Here is a 14,589-nt window from a genome sequence, read left to right as displayed (position 1 = left end):
CTCCAGCCCCGGATCCCCCCACGTCGCCCGAAAGACCAACGGCGAACGCAGCCACACCGCCTGAAGGACCGGAGCCGAACGCGTGCTCCATGGGGCCGGTGTCGAGCGGGCACCTGCCGTCCGAACAGGAGCCGACGGAGTGAAGGCCGGGGCGGTCCGGCGAGGAGCCCTCAGTGTCCGGGGAATCGAAGGCTTTGGCACGTTCCGGATCCGTGACAGGCGGCGAAGGGTCGGAGGCCGCGAATCGGTAACCGCCCGGGGTGCCGGTCGCTTCCGGTTCGGCGAGCGGGCCTGCGCCGGAAGGGCCGTACGGTGAGCGCTGCTCCGGCACCGCGAACGGCGGCGCCGGAGCGCGCAGGATGTGCGGCGGGGGCGAGCGCAGCACCTCCGCTGGCACGTCGCCGGTCGACTCCCCCAGCAGCTCGAACAGCAGCTCCCTGCTGGTCGGACGGTTGCGCGCGTCCTTGTCCAGGCACGCCGCCACGAGCGTGCGCAGGCGTCCGTCGAGGCGGCCGAGCTCGGGCGGCGCGGTGAGGATGCGGTGCAGCACGGGCGCCACGGAGTCCTGCCCGAACGGCGCCGACGCGTTGGCCGCGAAGCACATCGTCGCGCCCCACGAGAACACGTCCGCCGCGCCGGTGACCGCCGAGGCGGTGATCTGCTCGGGCGCCATGTACGCGGGCGTGCCCACCCCCCGGCCGCTCACCGTCGCCGCCGCGTCCAGCGCCTTGGCCAGCCCGAAGTCGATCACCCGCGGCCCGTCCGAGCCGAGCAGCACATTCTGCGGCTTGAAGTCGCGGTGCACGATCCCGGCCCGGTGGATGGCCGTGAGCGCCGTCGCCGTGCTGACGGCCAGGCGTTCCAGCGCGCCGCCGCGCCGGGGCCCGGTGAGGGCGACCTCCCGCTGGAGGGACGGGCCGTCGACGTACTCGCTCACGATGTACGGCCGGCCCTCGTCGAACCCGGCGTCGATCACCTGGGCCGTGCAGAACCTCGCCACATGCTTGGCCAGCTCCACTTCCCGCAGGAACGCCGCCTGCTCGTCCCCCACGGGCCCGTGCAGCAGTTTGACCGCGTACGTCTCACCGCCCCGCGAACCGAGGTACACCGTGCCCTGTCCGCCCTCACCCAGGCGTCCGGAGAGTTCGTACTCCCCGAGCCGATGCGGGTCCCCCGTCCTGAGCGGCTGCGCCGTTGGCACGGGAGCGCCTCCCCTCGCCGCCACCCTTTCTGCTCTCTACTGAAAGCAACCGCGCGCGAACAGTCAACGGTGTGCAGGGCAATCGCGGCCTGACCGTGACACGGCAGGTCACGCGGCGCTGGAGACCGTGCCCGAATACGTCACTTCTTCCTCACCCGCGCGCGTCACCTTGATGACCGTCCGGTCGGCCTCGCCGAACCGCGGCATGACCGGGGCGGTGGACTTCTCGCCTGAGCCCGTCCACGCCCCTTCCGCTACGGATCCGTGCGCGGCGCGCAGCCAGAGCAGCAGTCCGGCCACCACCACGACCACCGCGATCGCGGCGGCGAGGACCATCCGGCGGCCCCCGACGGATGATCCTCTGTCCGGTGATCCGTCACCGGCCGGGGGCTGGGCGCTCGCGGGGAAGGGCCGTTCCCGGCCGGTGATCACGGGAAAGCTCGTCGTCGGGTCAGGATCGGTGATCACCGGCCCCGAGTCCTCACCACCGGCGCCGGACGTGGGAGAAACAGGGACAGTCGTGTCGGCATCCCCGACCTCCACAGCCCCGGCGCCGTCAGACCCACCCGATCCACGACCATCACATCCGGAGGACGCGGCGGGTTCGGTGACGTCAACACCTTCGCGCTCGACCCCACCGGTTTCCCCGCCGTCGGCATCGAGCCCGGCATCCTCCACGCGCGCCGGTGCGGCGTCCTCCGCCGCCGACCCGGTGGAGCGGGCACCGCGAGGAGCGACCTGGGTGACGTCGGCATCGTCATCGGTGAAGCGACTCTCACCATCGCCGGGCACACTGAAGTCCGCCTGGAACGGTTCGGTCGCATCGAGGTCCGCGCCATCGGCCCCGGATCCGGCCTCGTGGGCCGCATCCCCGGCCGCACCGGCCCCGCTCGGGTCAGGCGCGGCCGCCCCAGAGCCCCCGGTTCCGGCGGCGTCAGGGCCAGGAGCGGCGGAGGCGCCGATGGCGACCATCGCGCCCGAGGTCAGCACGTCCGACCCGATCCGGTCCTGCCCCAGCAGCAGCCGCAGCACCTCCTCAGCGTCCGGCCGGTCCCCCGGCTCGGGCGCCAGGCACGCCTCCACGATCTCGCGCAGTCTGCCGGTCAGCGCGCCCACGTCCGGTCGCCCGTACAGGACGCGCGCCAGCACCTCCTGGTACGTGCCCCCCGCGTACGCGTTCCGTCCCGTGGCCGTGAACACCATGGTCAGGCCCCACGCCCACAGGTCCGTTGCCGGCCCGGCGGACTCACCCTTGATCCGTTCGGGCGCCATGTACGCGGGTGTCCCCATCGGCAGGTGCCCGGTGGAGGCGGTGGAGTCCTTGAGTCGGGACACCCCGAAGTCGATCACCCGGGGCCCGTCCAGCCCGAGCAGCACATTGCCCGGTTTGAAGTCGCGGTGCACCACCCCGGCCCGGTGGATCGCTCCCAGCGCGGTGGCGGTGCCGATGGCGAGCCGGTCGAGCGATCCGCCCCGCCGCGGCCCCTGGCCGAGCACGAGCTCGCGCAGCGACGGCCCTTCGACGTACTCGCTCACCAGGTAAGGACGGTCGCCGTCGAGGTCGGCGTCGAGCAGTTGAGCCGTGCAGAACGCCGCCACCCGCCGGACCGCCTCGACCTCGCGGAGGAACCGGCGCCGCACGGAGGGGTCGTCGGACAGGCTGGCGTGCAGGAGTTTGACGGCGACCTGCGCCCCTTGGGGCGAGTGGCCGAGGTAGACGACGCCCTGGCCCCCTTGGCCGAGCCTGCGTGTCAGCCGGTACGCCCCCAGTTGCCGAGGGTCATCGGCGCGAAGCTCGGACATATACCCCCATTATGCCCACGCCCTCAAGAGCGCCGACCAACCGCCCAACGCTCAAGCGGCCACACTGGAGCGGGGACCGTCACGAACGCCTGCCGCCGGACCTCCCGGAGGGCGATAGCCTCGTCTCGTGCTGGAAAGGATCGCCGCCACCCGCTACGTGACCCCGCTGCGGGAGGGCGGGTCGCTGCCGGGCGTCGTCGAGGCCGACGACCTCGGCACCTACGTGGTGAAGTTCCGCGAGGCGGGCCAGGGGCGGCGGGTGCTGGTCGCCGAGATCATCGCCGCCGAGCTGGGCCGGAGGCTCGGGTTCAGGACCCCTGAGCTCAAGCTCATCGACCTCGACCCGCAGCTCGGCATCCGCGAGCCCGACGAAGAGGTGCAGGACCTGCTCAAGGCCAGCACGGGGCTCAACCTGGCGGTCGACTTCCTGCCCGGCGCGCTCGGGTTCGAGCCGCTGGCGTGGGTGGCCGATCCGCGGTTCGCGGCGCGGGTGGTGTGGTTCGACGGCCTCATCCACAACATCGACCGCAGTTGGCGCAACCCCAACCTGCTGGTCTGGCACCGCGACACGTGGCTGATCGACCACGGCGCCGCGCTGTGGTTCCACCACAACTGGAAGACCGCCGACCCGCAGCGGCCGTTCGACGCGGGCGACCACGTGCTCGCCCCCTTCGCCGCGGACGTCGAGGCGGCGGGCGCGGAGCTGGCCGGGCAGATCACCCGGGAGCTGCTGGAGACGGTGACGGCGCTGGTGCCGGACGAGTGGCTGGACGGCGAGCCGGGCTTCGCCGCGCCGGGCGAGGTGCGCGAGGCGTACGTCGGCCATCTGCTGCGAAGGGCGCACGGGCCGCGCGAGTGGCTGGTGCGCGCCCAGCAGCGCGAGGCGCCGAAGGCAGGTCCCGGGTCGGTCGGCGAGTTCTGGCGGGGAGGCTCCCGATGAGCAGGGACGTCTACGAGTACGCGGTGATCCGCGTGGTGCCCAAGGTCGAGCGCGGCGAGCTGATCAACGCCGGCGTGCTGCTCTACTGCCAGCCGCGCGACTACCTGTGCGCCCGCGTCGAGCTCGACCCCGCCCGGCTGCGCGCACTCGACCCGCACGCCGACGTCGACGGCATCTGCCGGGCGCTCAGCGCGTACGAGCTGGCCTGCGGCGACGAGCCTGGGCCGCTGACGGGCGAGCCGCTCGGCGGCAGGTTCCGCTGGCTGACGGCGCCGCGCAGCACGATCGTGCAGACGAGCCCGGTGCACGCGGGCCTCACCGCCGACCCCGACACGGAGCTGGCCCGCCTCTTCGACAAGCTCGTACGTCTCTAGAACAGCACTGTCTCTAGAACAGCACCCGTCTCTAGAACCGGTCTCTAGAACAGCACCGACATGAACGTGTCGACCTCACGGAAGCCCACCTTGCGGTAGACCGCGCGCGCCGAGGTGTTGAAGTCGTTGACGTAGAGCGTGACGATCGGGGCGAAGCAGCTCAGCGCGGCCTCCACCACGGCGGCCATCCCGGCCACGGCGTGCCCCCGGCCGCGCAGCTCGGGGTCGACCCAGACGCCCTGGATCTGGCAGGCGTACGGCGTCACGGCCCCGATCTCTGCCTTGAACACCACCCGCCCGTCGTCGATCCGGGCGTAGGAGCGTCCGATGCGGATCAGCTCGGCCACCCGCGTGCGGTAGAGGGCGCCGCCGTCACCGAGGTTCGGCGAGACGCCGACTTCCTCGGTGAACATGGCCACGCACGCCGGCAGCAGGATGTCGAACTCCTCCGGCCGGGCCCGCCGCACCAGCGGGTCGGCGGGGACCGGCGCCTTGTGCGAGGTCGCCATGACGGGCTGCGCCCAGCGGATGGCGCGGGCGCGCCCCCAGTGGGGCTCCAGGCGCTCCCACAGCAGGGAGACCGCGTCGACCGGCCCGACGATGGACGAGCAGCGCCGTCCCTGCTTGCGGGCGCGGTCGGCGAACGCGTGCACGGCCTCTGGACCGGCGTTGACCGGCACCATGTTGGCCCCGGCGTAACAGAGTGACACGAGGCCACCGCGCGGCCCGAACCCCCACATCTGCCCGCCCAGCCTCGCCGGGTTGAGTCCGACGGCCCGCACTCGGGAGGAGACGAAGACGTTGGCGACCGGGTCGCTGTCCAGCAGCGCGAGAACCTCGTCCCGGTCGTTGTCGTCGAGCACGCGCGACGCCGATGTACGCAGCATCACAGGGTCAGACTACGCGAAGGGTTACCGATTAGCTCATCTGGCGCTGTCCGCGGTAACCGTTTCTTGACATCATCTCCCGATGAGCGACCCGAGCACCCCCAGAACGCCGAGCAGTTCGGGTGTCTCCATCCGCTGCGCCGACGCCATGCGGGCCGCCGGGCGAGGCGCGGGTGAGGCGGCGCACGTGGCGTCGCGCGGCGGCAGCGAGCCGTCCCTCAGGTACGCGGCCAGGTGCCGGTCCACGCACTGGTTGCCGGCCAGCGACACCCCGTGGTTGCCGCCCTGCTCCAGGACCATGCGCGCGCGGGGGAACCGCTTCGCCATCGCCAGCGCCCCACGGTACGGCGTCGCGGCGTCGTGGCGGGACTGCAGGATGAGGAACGGCGGCAACTTCGGCGACGCCTTGACCTCGACGGGCGTGCCGCCGCGCACCGGCCAGAACGCGCACGGGGCGTTGTACCAGGCGTTCGGCCAGGTCATGAACGGCGCCTCGCGGTGCATCCTGGTCATGTCGGCCCGCCACTTGTCCCACCGGCGCGGCCAGGGGGCGTCGCTGCACTGCACGCCCAGGTAGACGGCGTAGCCGTTCTCGTCCTTGGCGTCGTTGCTGCCGTGCTTGGTGTAGACGTCGACCAGTCCGTCGACGTCGCCGTCGCGCACGTACGACGACCAGGCCTGGGCGAACTGCGGCCAGACCTTGTCGGTGTAGCTCGCGAAGGAGAAGGTGTCGTCGAGCTCACTCGGCCCGACGACCCCGCCGGCCGGGCGGGCGCCCAGCCGCTCGCGCATCGCGTAGAAGGCGAACGACGTCTGCTCGGCCGTCCTGCCCAGCTTGTAGGCGGAGTGGTGCCGGGCGACCCAGGCGAGGAACTGGCGGTGGCGGCGCTCGAAGGAGACGTTCTGCCGCAGGTTCGACTGGTACCAGACTGCGCCGGGGTCGACGGAGCTGTCCATCACCAGCCGCTTGACCCGCAGCGGGAAGAGTGTGGCGTAGACGGCCCCGAGGTAGGTGCCGTAGGAGTAGCCGAGGTAGCTGATCTGCTCCTCGCCGAGGGCGGCGCGGATGCGGTCCATGTCGCGGGCGGAGTTCGCCGTGGTCAGGTGCGGCAGCAACCAGGACCACAGGTTGCCGCAGCGGCCGGCGTACGCCTCGGCCCGGCCGAGCAGCACCCGCTCGTCGGCCTGTCCCCGCGGCACCGCGTCGGGCCGCGGCGGCCGGTAGTACGTGGCCGGGTCCACGCAGCGCAGCGACGGCTCGCTCGCTCCGACGCCGCGCGGGTCGAAGCCCACGATGTCGTAGCGGGCCCGCACGTCCGCCGGCAGGGACGCGGCCACGAACCGGGTCAGGTCACGCCCGGAGGCTCCCGGCCCACCGGGATTGATGAGCAGGGTGCCGAGGTGGTTGGCGTCCCTGGAGACCTTGGCCTTGACCCGGTTGAGCGCGATCTTGATCTGGTGTCCCATGGGCTCGCGGTAGTCGAGCGGCACGCGCAGCGTGGCGCACTCGACCTCCTCCGGCACCGGCTGTCCGTCGCGCTCGGGGCACGGCCCCCAGCCCGCCACGGACGGCACCGCTCTGACACCGCCGGCCACCGCCGTCCCGTCCGCGCTCCCGACTCCGGCGACGAGCACCGCCATTCCGGCGACGACCCCAACTAGTCGCTTCACCCGGCCCCCTTCCCTGTCATAAGGCCCTGTGATGCTCCCGCGAGCAACCGGCTCATGACGCTGGGTATGGGGAAATGCTTGCCATTCTGTAATCGCTCCATGGCGGGGCGTGGCGGCCGGGTCAGGTCAGGCGCGTTGCGCGTTGTCGTACAGCGCCTTGACGACGTCGCCGAAGTAGGGGCCGTACATCGTGCGCCGGTCGTCGCTGTACTTGAAGCTGCTCACCGACGTGATCCTGCCCCTGCCGGTGGCCGGGTCGAACCTGGTCATCCACGGCCCGCCGCTGGAGCCCGCCGTCATGGCGCAGCCCAGTCCCTGGTCGCGCGTCTGGCGGTGAGGGTCCTCCCGGAGCCGGCCCGCGCAGTAGACCAGACGGGTGCCGTCGTACGGCGGGTCGGCGGGGTAGCCGAAGCCGAACACCTGGCCCCCGCGCCCGGTGTTGAACGCGATCTCCTGCGCGCCCACCACGTCGGCGACGTGCCGGCCGCGCGAGGTGTTCAGGACGACCATGCCGACGTCGTAGTTGTCGTCGCCGCTGCGTGACCAGGGGCTCGCGACGAACATGCGTCGGGCGGTGTACTTCCCGTACGGGTGCGCTCCGGCCGTGCCGTACCCGGGGACGAACGTCCAGTTGGCGGCCCAGGCGCCGGCGCCGTCCTTGACGCAGTGGCCGGCGGTGACCACGACGTCGCGGTTGGCGCTCCTGATCGTGCTGGCCGAGCAGACGAAGTCGGCGCCCGACACGGTGAGGAACACCCGGCCGGTCGTCCTGGACACCAGGCCGCCCGTCATCCAGCGGGACCCGGCCGTGCTGGTGTCGGGGCGGGCCCCGGTCAGCCGGTTGGAGCCCATCAGCTCACGCGGGACGGCCAGGTCGGACCGCCCGCCCGACAGGTCGGGCAGCAGGCGGGCCACCTGGCCGGTGAGGCCGCGCTCGCCCGTGACGACGTCGAGCAGGCCGATGGGCAGGGCCTTGGCCATGCGTTCCGGCGTCCAGTAGTCGAGCACGCGCCGCTGGTCGGCGACGGTGCGGGCGGCGACGTGCTCGACGATGTCGCTGCGCTCGGCCCGATGAGCGAGCCCGTGAGCGGGCGCGACGGCCGGTTGTTCGGCCTGCTGCCGGCCCGGAGCCGCGCCGAGCAGCGCGGGTCCGATCAGCCCCGCCAGGAGCGGGACGGCCGCAAGCAGGGGGGTGCTCAGGGTCATGTCCCCCGAGTGTGCACTACGGGATGTGTTCTTGTGACTACTTTCGGTAAATTTCTCAGAGTGCGTTGGCGCTCTGAGCCGACTGGTAGACGGCCTGGGCCTCGTTCCCGAAATAGGGGCCGAACATCCAGTTGGGAGCGAAGTTGTATTTGAAGCTGTTGACGGAATTCTGCGTGCCGAGACCGGTCGATTCGTTGAAATTCAGCATCCACGGGCCGCCGCTCGATCCGCCCGTCATGTTGCAGGTCAGGCCGAGGTCGTCGCTCATGAGGACGTCGTCGAAGGTGCGCCCGCTGCAGTAGATCAGCCGCGACCCGTCGTACGGCGCCGCCGCGGGGTAGCCGAAGGCGTGCATCTGGCGGCCGCGCGGCTGGTTGAAGGCCACGCCCTGGCCGCCGACGACGTCGGTCAGCGACTTGCCGTTCAGCGGCGCGACGATGGCGGCGGCGACGTCGAAGTTGATGTCCTCGCGGGCGTTCCACTGCTGCGTGGTCAGCAGCCGGGTGGCGGCCCAGGTGCCGAACGGCCGGTTGCCGCCCGCGTAGCCGGGGACGAACACCCAGTTCGTGTGGAAGGCGCCGTTCAGCTTCACGCAGTGGCCGGCGGTGAGCACGACGCTCTTGTTGGCGCTGGTCACCGCCGTGCCGGAGCACGAGGAGTTGCGCCCCTGCGTGGTGAAGAAGACCCGGCCCGTGGTGCGCGTCACCGCGCCGCCGCTGGTCCACGGCGCGCCCGAGCTCCGGGCGGCCTGCGTCTCCACGCCGCCGCGGCCACGGGTGGGTGGAGCGGTCCACGGCGTGCCCTTGGCGGGCTCGTCGGCCGACAGTCCCGCCGCGCCCTGCTTGGGGGCGGGCGCGTCCAGCGGCTGGGCCGCCTCCATCCGGCTCTCCGTCCAGTACGTCACGACCTGCCGCCGTTCCGTGGGCGTGTCGGCGGCGGCCTGCTGGACGGGCTTCGGCCGCGCCTCGGCGGGCCCTTCCACGGTGGCCCGCGCCCCACCTGCGGGAATCAGCGCGGCGAGCGCGGCGACGGAAACCAGGACGACTTTGCGGTGCATTACGTACCTCCCGAAACTGGACATGGGCATGGAAGGTAGCGGCCCCAATATCCCGATTTCTCAGGATTTGCTTATTCGGATATAGCTGTATTCCGACATAAACTCACTGGCTTATCTCACGTCACACAAGGAAGGGATTTCGGGACGCGGGCGGCCCGGTGCCCGAGCGCGCCGCCGAGCGGGGACAATGGACGGGTGCATCAAGAGACCCTCCGCTCGGTGGTCGTGCTCGGCTCCACCGGCTCGATCGGCACCCAGGCCCTCGACGTCATCGCCGCCAACCCCGGCGGCTTCCGGGTCGCGGGGCTCGCGGCCGGCGGCGGCAAGATCGACCTGCTGGCCCGGCAGGCCGCCGACTTCGGCGTCGACGTCGTGGCGGTGGCCGACCCCGCGACCGTGCCCGCGCTGAAGGAGGCGCTGGCCGCGCGGGGTGTCCACCCCGAGGTGCTCGCCGGCGCCGAGGGCGTCGCCGAGGTGGCCGGCCGGCCGTGCGACATCGTGCTCAACGGCATCACCGGCGCGCTCGGCCTGACCTCCACGCTGGTGGCGCTGCGGGCCGGCCGCACGCTGGCGCTGGCCAACAAGGAGTCGCTGATCATCGGCGGCCCCCTGGTGAAACGGCTGGCCAAGCCCGGCCAGATCGTCCCGGTCGACTCCGAGCACTCCGCGGTGCAGCAGTGCCTGTGGGCCGCGGGCCCCGACGGCTACGACCCCTCGTGCGTCAGGCAGCTGGTGATCACCGCCAGCGGCGGGCCGTTCCGCGGCATGAAGCGCGAGGAGATGGCCGACGTCACGCCCGAGATGGCGCTGGCCCACCCGACGTGGTCGATGGGGCCGTTCATCACGATCAACTCCGCGACCCTGGTCAACAAGGGGCTCGAGGTGATCGAGGCCCACCTGCTGTTCGACCTCGGCTTCGACCGCATCGAGGTCGTCGTCCACCCGCAGTCGATCATCCACTCCATGGTCGAATACGTCGACGGCTCGACCATCGCGCAGGCCAGCCCGCCCGACATGCGGCTGCCGATCGCGCTCGCGCTCGGCCATCCCCGCCGGCTGCCCGGCGCCACCCCGCCGATCGACTGGACCAAGGCCCACACCTGGACGTTCGAGCCGCTCGACGACGCCGCGTTCCCCTCGGTCGCCCTGGCCAGACACGTCGGCGGCGAGGGCGGCACCGCGCCCGCCGTCTACAACGCCGCCAACGAGGCGTGCCTGGAGGCGTTCCTGCGGGGCGAGCTGCCGTTCCTGGGCATCGTCGACACGGTCGCGCGGGTCGTCGAGGAACACCAGGTGACCCCGGCAGACTCCGTCGAGGAGGTCCTGGCCGCCGACGCCTGGGCCCGCGCCCGGGCCGCGGAGCTGACCGCCGCGCATTCCGGCTAGGTGCCTACACTGAAAAGCGTCGTCAAGTAAGGGTTGAAATGTCTTCTGTAGCTCTCGGCATCCCGACGGTCCGCCCCAAACCCCTCGCCGAACGCCGCCGTTCCCGCCAGATCATGGTGGGCAGCGTGCCCGTGGGCGGTGACGCCCCCGTTTCCGTGCAGTCGATGACGACCACCGTCACGGCCGACGTCAACGCCACCCTGCAGCAGATCGCCGAGCTGACGGCGTCCGGCTGCCAGATCGTCCGCGTGGCCGTGCCGTCGCAGGACGACGCGGACGCGCTCCCCATCATCGCGAAGAAGTCGCAGATCCCGGTCATCGCCGACATCCACTTCCAGCCGAAGTACGTCTTCGCCGCGATCGAGGCGGGCTGCGCGGCCGTCCGGGTCAACCCCGGCAACATCAAGAAGTTCGATGACAAGGTGGGCGAGATCGCCCGGGCGGCGGCCGACCACGGCGTGCCGATCCGCATCGGGGTCAACGCCGGCTCGCTCGACCCCCGGTTGCTGCAGAAATACGGCAAGGCCACGCCCGAGGCGCTCGTGGAGTCGGCGCTGTGGGAGTGCTCGCTGTTCGAGGAGCACGGCTTCCGCGACATCAAGATCTCGGTCAAGCACAACGACCCGGTCGTGATGATCAACGCCTACCGCCTGCTGGCCCAGCAGTGCGACTATCCGCTCCACCTCGGCGTCACCGAGGCGGGCCCGGCCTTCCAGGGCACGATCAAGAGCGCGGTGGCGTTCGGCGCGCTGCTGGCCGAGGGCATCGGCGACACGATCCGGGTCTCGCTGTCGGCTCCTCCGGTCGAGGAGGTCAAGGTCGGTGCCCAGATCCTCGAGTCGCTGGGCCTGCGCGAGCGCGGCCTGGAGATCGTCTCCTGCCCGTCGTGCGGGCGGGCGCAGGTCGACGTCTACACCCTGGCCGAGCAGGTCCAGGCGGGCCTGGAGGGGCTGAAGGTGCCGCTGCGGGTGGCCGTCATGGGCTGCGTCGTCAACGGCCCCGGCGAGGCCCGCGAGGCCGACCTCGGCGTGGCCTCGGGCAACGGCAAGGGCCAGATCTTCGTCAAGGGCGAGGTCATCAAGACCGTGCCCGAGTCGCAGATCGTCGAGACCCTGATCGAAGAGGCCCTGCGCCTGGCCGAGGAGATGGGCGTCGAGGTCGACCTCGACGACGACACCCCCGCGGGCCCGGTCGTCACGGTCAGCTGAAACACGATCAGCTGAAACACGATCAGCCGAAACACGGCGGGAGGGCGTGGCCGCCGCACGGCCACGCCCTCCCGTGTCGTCTTACAGCGTGAGCCCGGTCAGCACCATGACCTTCTCGTACGTCAGGTCGTCCATGGCCGAGTGCAGGCCCTCACGACCGATGCCGGAGTCCTTGACCCCGCCGTACGGCATCTGGTCGGCCCGGTACGACGGCACGTCGCCGATGATCACGCCGCCGACCTCCAGCTCGCGGTTCGCCCGGAAGGCGGCGTCGAGCGAGCGGGTGAACACCCCGGCCTGCAGCCCGTACTTCGAGTCGTTGACCATCGCGTACGCCTCGTCGATCGAGGCCGCCCGCTGCAGGATCATGACGGGCCCGAAGACCTCCTCGCAGGCGACCTTGGCCTCACGCGGCACGCCGGCCAGCACGGTCGGCGCGACGGTGGCGCCCTCGCGGGTGCCGCCGGCCAGCACCTCGGCCCCGGCCTCGACGGCCTCGCGCACCCACTGCTCGACCCGCTCGGCCGCGGCCAGCGACACCAGCGGGCCCACCTGGGTCTTCTCGTCGGCCGGGTCGCCGGTGACGAGCGCGGAGACGGCCGGGAGCAGGCGCTCCACGAACGCGTCGTAGACCGGCTCCTCGACGATGACCCGCTGCACGGCGATGCAGCTCTGACCCGCCTGGTAGTTGGAGTAGAGCGCGACGCGCTGGGCCGCCCAGTCGAGGTCGGCGTCGGCCAGCACGACCGCCGCCGCGTTGCCGCCCAACTCCAGTGTCACGTGCTTGCGCGGCACCTGGTCGGCGATGGCGTACCCGACGGGCGCGGAGCCGGTGAACGACACCACGGGCAGCCGGGGGTCCTGCACCAGGCCGGAGGCGCGGTCGTTCGCGACGGGCAGGACCGAGAACATGCCCGCGGGCAGGTCGGTCTCGGCCAGGATCTCGCCGAGCAGCAGCGACGACAGCGGCGTGGCCGGAGCCGGCTTGACGATGACGGGAGCGCCGACGGCGATGGCCGGGGCCACCTTGTGCGCGACCAGGTTCAGCGGGAAGTTGAACGGGGTGATCGCCAGCACGGGCCCGTACGGCACCCGCGTCACGTACGCCAGCCGCCCGGCGGCCGCCGGCTCGGTGTCGAGCCGCTGCACGCCGCCGGACCAGCGGCGGGCCTCCTCGGCGGCGAAGCGGAAGGTGGCCACGGCCCGGCTCACCTCGCCGCGCGCCCACAGGATCGGCTTGCCGTTCTCGGCCGTGATCAGCTGGGCGAACTCCTCGGCCCGTTCGGCGATGCGGCGCGCGACGTGGGCCAGGGCCTCCGCACGTACGTGCACGGGCAGCGCGGCGGCCTCCTTGGCCACCGCGTGGGCGGCCGCGACGGCCTCCTCCACCTGGGCGTCGGTCGGCACGGAATGCCGGCCGACCTCGCGGCCGTCAAGCGGATTGGTGACAGTGAGCTCGGTCTCCCCGGTCGCGGAGCGGCCGGCCAGCCAGAAGGTACGCACGTCCATACCTTGACGTTATGCGACCACGGGGTCGGGGCATTTACACCACGTTGCACAAGACTCCCCGGAGCACTCACCGTTAAGTACAAGCTCTGGTGTATACCCATGATGTAACGGAAGTAGACCCAATTCATGATGTTTACCACGCGGGGTGGTTTGAGCGATCTCTGCCCTGGCTAAGTCATCGTGTGCGGGTCTCCAGCGCGGCGGGCCCCCGAGCAGAAAGGCGTGGGCCCCGTGACCGAACAGCGTGAGGTCACAGCGACCTCCTCGGCCACAGAGGAGGTCTCATGACCTCACCGCCTCTGGGGTTGCAGGGCGCCTACCTCCTCGGTGAGCGCGCCACCCATGACGAGCTCCGCTCTCGCCTGCTGGACGTGGCGGTCAACCTGCTGCAGACCGACGGTCCCGACAGCCTCACCATGCGGCGGATCGCGGACGAGGCGGGCTGCACGACGACCGTCATCTACACGATGTTCGGCAACCGGGAGGGCCTGGCCGAGGCGCTCTACCTGGAGGGCTTCGAGCGCTTCCGCCGGTTCCTGGAGGCGGTGCCGCAGCGGCGCGACCCGCTCGAACACCTGACCGCGCTCGGCCCGGCGTACCGGCAGGCGTGCCTGGCGGAGCCCGGTTACTACAGCCTGATGTTCGAGCAGGCCATCCCCGGCTTCGAGCCCAGCGAGCGGGCCAGGACCCTCGCCCGCGCGGCCCTGAACATCCTCGACCGGGTGATCGCCGAGTGCATCTCGGCCGGCCACCTGATCCCCACCCAGCCCCGCAAGATCGCGGACGCGCTGTGGGCGGCGGCCCAGGGCGCGGTCAGCCTGGAACGTGCCGGGCACCTGCGCGACGGCCGCACGTGCGAAGCGGTGACCACGGCCGTCATCTGCTGCTACCAGGTGGACAAGCCCAGATAACCGGGCTCAGCCGCGCCGGGCGGCTTCGAGGGCAAGCCACAGTTCGGCGCGTACGCCGGGGTCGTCGAGGTCGCGGCCGAGCAGCTCGGCGACACGTCTCATGCGGTAGCGCAGGGTGTGGCGGTGCACGCCCAGCCGTTGCGCCGCCGCGTCCCAGTGCCCGTTGCACTCCAGGTACGCGCGCAGCGACCGCACCAGGTCGGCGCGTGAGCCGTACCCGGTGAGAGGGGCCAGGACGGCGGCGGAGAACGCCTGGGCGGCGGCCGGGTCGAGCAGACTGAGCAGCCCCTGTCCCGCCAGGTGCCCGAAGCGCTGCAGCCCCGCACCGCTCTTGGCCGCCAGCGCCCGCGACGCCTGCTCCAGCGCGCCGCGCAGCGCCCCGGCCTCGTACGGGAACGGCAGGCTCGCCCCCACGGGCCCCTCCGCCGCCCGCGCC

13 protein-coding genes are annotated in these 14,589 nt (G+C 71.8%); 5 read left to right on the top strand and 8 right to left on the bottom strand.

Features of this window, described 5'->3' with window-relative positions:
- Together E1286_RS39810 and E1286_RS39805 are read right to left on the bottom strand one after the other, a co-directional pair.
- Window positions 1–1,201: serine/threonine-protein kinase (locus E1286_RS39810; protein WP_223190856.1), on the bottom strand; the 1,201-nt coding region annotated here is incomplete at its 3' end.
- Window positions 1,202–1,309: 108 nt separating this feature from the next.
- Window positions 1,310–3,004 (bottom strand): serine/threonine-protein kinase, encoded by a 1,695-nt coding sequence (locus tag E1286_RS39805; protein ID WP_132621300.1) that lies wholly within the window; start codon window positions 3,002–3,004, stop codon window positions 1,310–1,312.
- 127 nt (window positions 3,005–3,131) lie between these two features.
- Between E1286_RS39805 and E1286_RS39800 the strand changes: the two genes are divergently transcribed.
- Window positions 3,132–3,944 (top strand): HipA family kinase, encoded by an 813-nt coding sequence (locus E1286_RS39800; protein WP_132621298.1) that lies wholly within the window; start codon window positions 3,132–3,134, stop codon window positions 3,942–3,944.
- The gene (locus tag E1286_RS39795) at window positions 3,941–4,318 is read left to right on the top strand and encodes a DUF3037 domain-containing protein (RefSeq protein WP_132621296.1); all 378 of its coding nucleotides are present in this window, start codon (window positions 3,941–3,943) and stop codon (window positions 4,316–4,318) included. The genes E1286_RS39800 and E1286_RS39795 overlap by 4 nt, the downstream gene beginning before the upstream one ends.
- 44 nt (window positions 4,319–4,362) lie before the next feature.
- Here the strand turns inward: E1286_RS39795 and E1286_RS39790 are convergent, their stop codons facing one another.
- The 4 genes from E1286_RS39790 to E1286_RS39775 form a co-directional block, all read right to left on the bottom strand.
- Window positions 4,363–5,205 (bottom strand): GNAT family N-acetyltransferase, encoded by an 843-nt coding sequence (locus E1286_RS39790; RefSeq protein WP_132621306.1) that lies wholly within the window; start codon window positions 5,203–5,205, stop codon window positions 4,363–4,365.
- 72 nt (window positions 5,206–5,277) lie between these two features.
- Entirely contained in the window at window positions 5,278–6,876 is a 1,599-nt protein-coding gene (locus tag E1286_RS39785; protein WP_246075564.1) for an alpha/beta hydrolase, read from the bottom strand.
- 126 nt (window positions 6,877–7,002) lie between these two features.
- Window positions 7,003–8,082, bottom strand: coding sequence for a trypsin-like serine peptidase (locus E1286_RS39780; RefSeq protein ID WP_165970121.1), 1,080 nt, complete (start codon window positions 8,080–8,082; stop codon window positions 7,003–7,005).
- Between the two features lie 55 nt (window positions 8,083–8,137).
- Window positions 8,138–9,139, bottom strand: coding sequence for a trypsin-like serine peptidase (locus tag E1286_RS39775; RefSeq protein ID WP_132621294.1), 1,002 nt, complete (start codon window positions 9,137–9,139; stop codon window positions 8,138–8,140).
- Between the two features lie 195 nt (window positions 9,140–9,334).
- Between E1286_RS39775 and dxr the strand changes: the two genes are divergently transcribed.
- Together dxr and ispG are read left to right on the top strand one after the other, a co-directional pair.
- Window positions 9,335–10,525: a 1-deoxy-D-xylulose-5-phosphate reductoisomerase gene (dxr, locus tag E1286_RS39770; protein WP_132621292.1), complete on the top strand. Its 1,191-nt coding sequence runs from the start codon at window positions 9,335–9,337 to the stop codon at window positions 10,523–10,525.
- A 38-nt stretch (window positions 10,526–10,563) separates the two neighbouring features.
- Window positions 10,564–11,733 (top strand): flavodoxin-dependent (E)-4-hydroxy-3-methylbut-2-enyl-diphosphate synthase, encoded by a 1,170-nt coding sequence (gene ispG, locus E1286_RS39765; RefSeq protein WP_132621290.1) that lies wholly within the window; start codon window positions 10,564–10,566, stop codon window positions 11,731–11,733.
- A gap of 81 nt (window positions 11,734–11,814) precedes the next feature.
- Here the strand turns inward: ispG and E1286_RS39760 are convergent, their stop codons facing one another.
- Window positions 11,815–13,242 (bottom strand): aldehyde dehydrogenase family protein, encoded by a 1,428-nt coding sequence (locus tag E1286_RS39760; RefSeq protein WP_132621288.1) that lies wholly within the window; start codon window positions 13,240–13,242, stop codon window positions 11,815–11,817.
- Between the two features lie 284 nt (window positions 13,243–13,526).
- Here E1286_RS39760 and E1286_RS39755 point away from each other — a divergent pair, with 284 nt between their 5' ends.
- Entirely contained in the window at window positions 13,527–14,153 is a 627-nt protein-coding gene (locus tag E1286_RS39755; protein ID WP_132621286.1) for a TetR/AcrR family transcriptional regulator, read from the top strand.
- 6 nt (window positions 14,154–14,159) lie between these two features.
- On the opposite strand, the gene E1286_RS39750 is transcribed toward E1286_RS39755, so the two are convergent.
- Window positions 14,160–14,589, bottom strand: a 430-nt coding sequence (locus E1286_RS39750) for a PucR family transcriptional regulator (RefSeq protein ID WP_132621284.1), incomplete at its 5' end; no start/stop codon positions are given.

The organism is Nonomuraea terrae (assembly GCF_004348995.1).
GTDB classification, from domain to species: Bacteria; Actinomycetota; Actinomycetes; order Streptosporangiales; family Streptosporangiaceae; genus Nonomuraea; species Nonomuraea terrae.
The sequence above is the reverse complement of the archived record's forward strand: the minus strand, read 5'-3'. Positions and strand labels throughout refer to the sequence as shown.

Bases quoted from the DNA above. Each gene is read 5' to 3' on its own strand.
- E1286_RS39805 (WP_132621300.1), bottom strand. From the start codon at position 3,004: ATGTCCGAGCTTCGCGCCGATGACCCTCGGCAACTGGGGGCGTACCGG.
- E1286_RS39795 (WP_132621296.1), top strand. From the start codon at position 3,941: ATGAGCAGGGACGTCTACGAGTACGCGGTGATCCGCGTGGTGCCCAAG.
- E1286_RS39790 (WP_132621306.1), bottom strand. From the start codon at position 5,205: ATGCTGCGTACATCGGCGTCGCGCGTGCTCGACGACAACGACCGGGAC.
- E1286_RS39780 (WP_165970121.1), bottom strand. From the start codon at position 8,082: ATGACCCTGAGCACCCCCCTGCTTGCGGCCGTCCCGCTCCTGGCGGGG.
- E1286_RS39775 (WP_132621294.1), bottom strand. From the start codon at position 9,139: ATGCACCGCAAAGTCGTCCTGGTTTCCGTCGCCGCGCTCGCCGCGCTG.
- ispG (WP_132621290.1), top strand. From the start codon at position 10,564: ATGTCTTCTGTAGCTCTCGGCATCCCGACGGTCCGCCCCAAACCCCTC.
- E1286_RS39760 (WP_132621288.1), bottom strand. From the start codon at position 13,242: ATGGACGTGCGTACCTTCTGGCTGGCCGGCCGCTCCGCGACCGGGGAG.
- E1286_RS39755 (WP_132621286.1), top strand. From the start codon at position 13,527: ATGACCTCACCGCCTCTGGGGTTGCAGGGCGCCTACCTCCTCGGTGAG.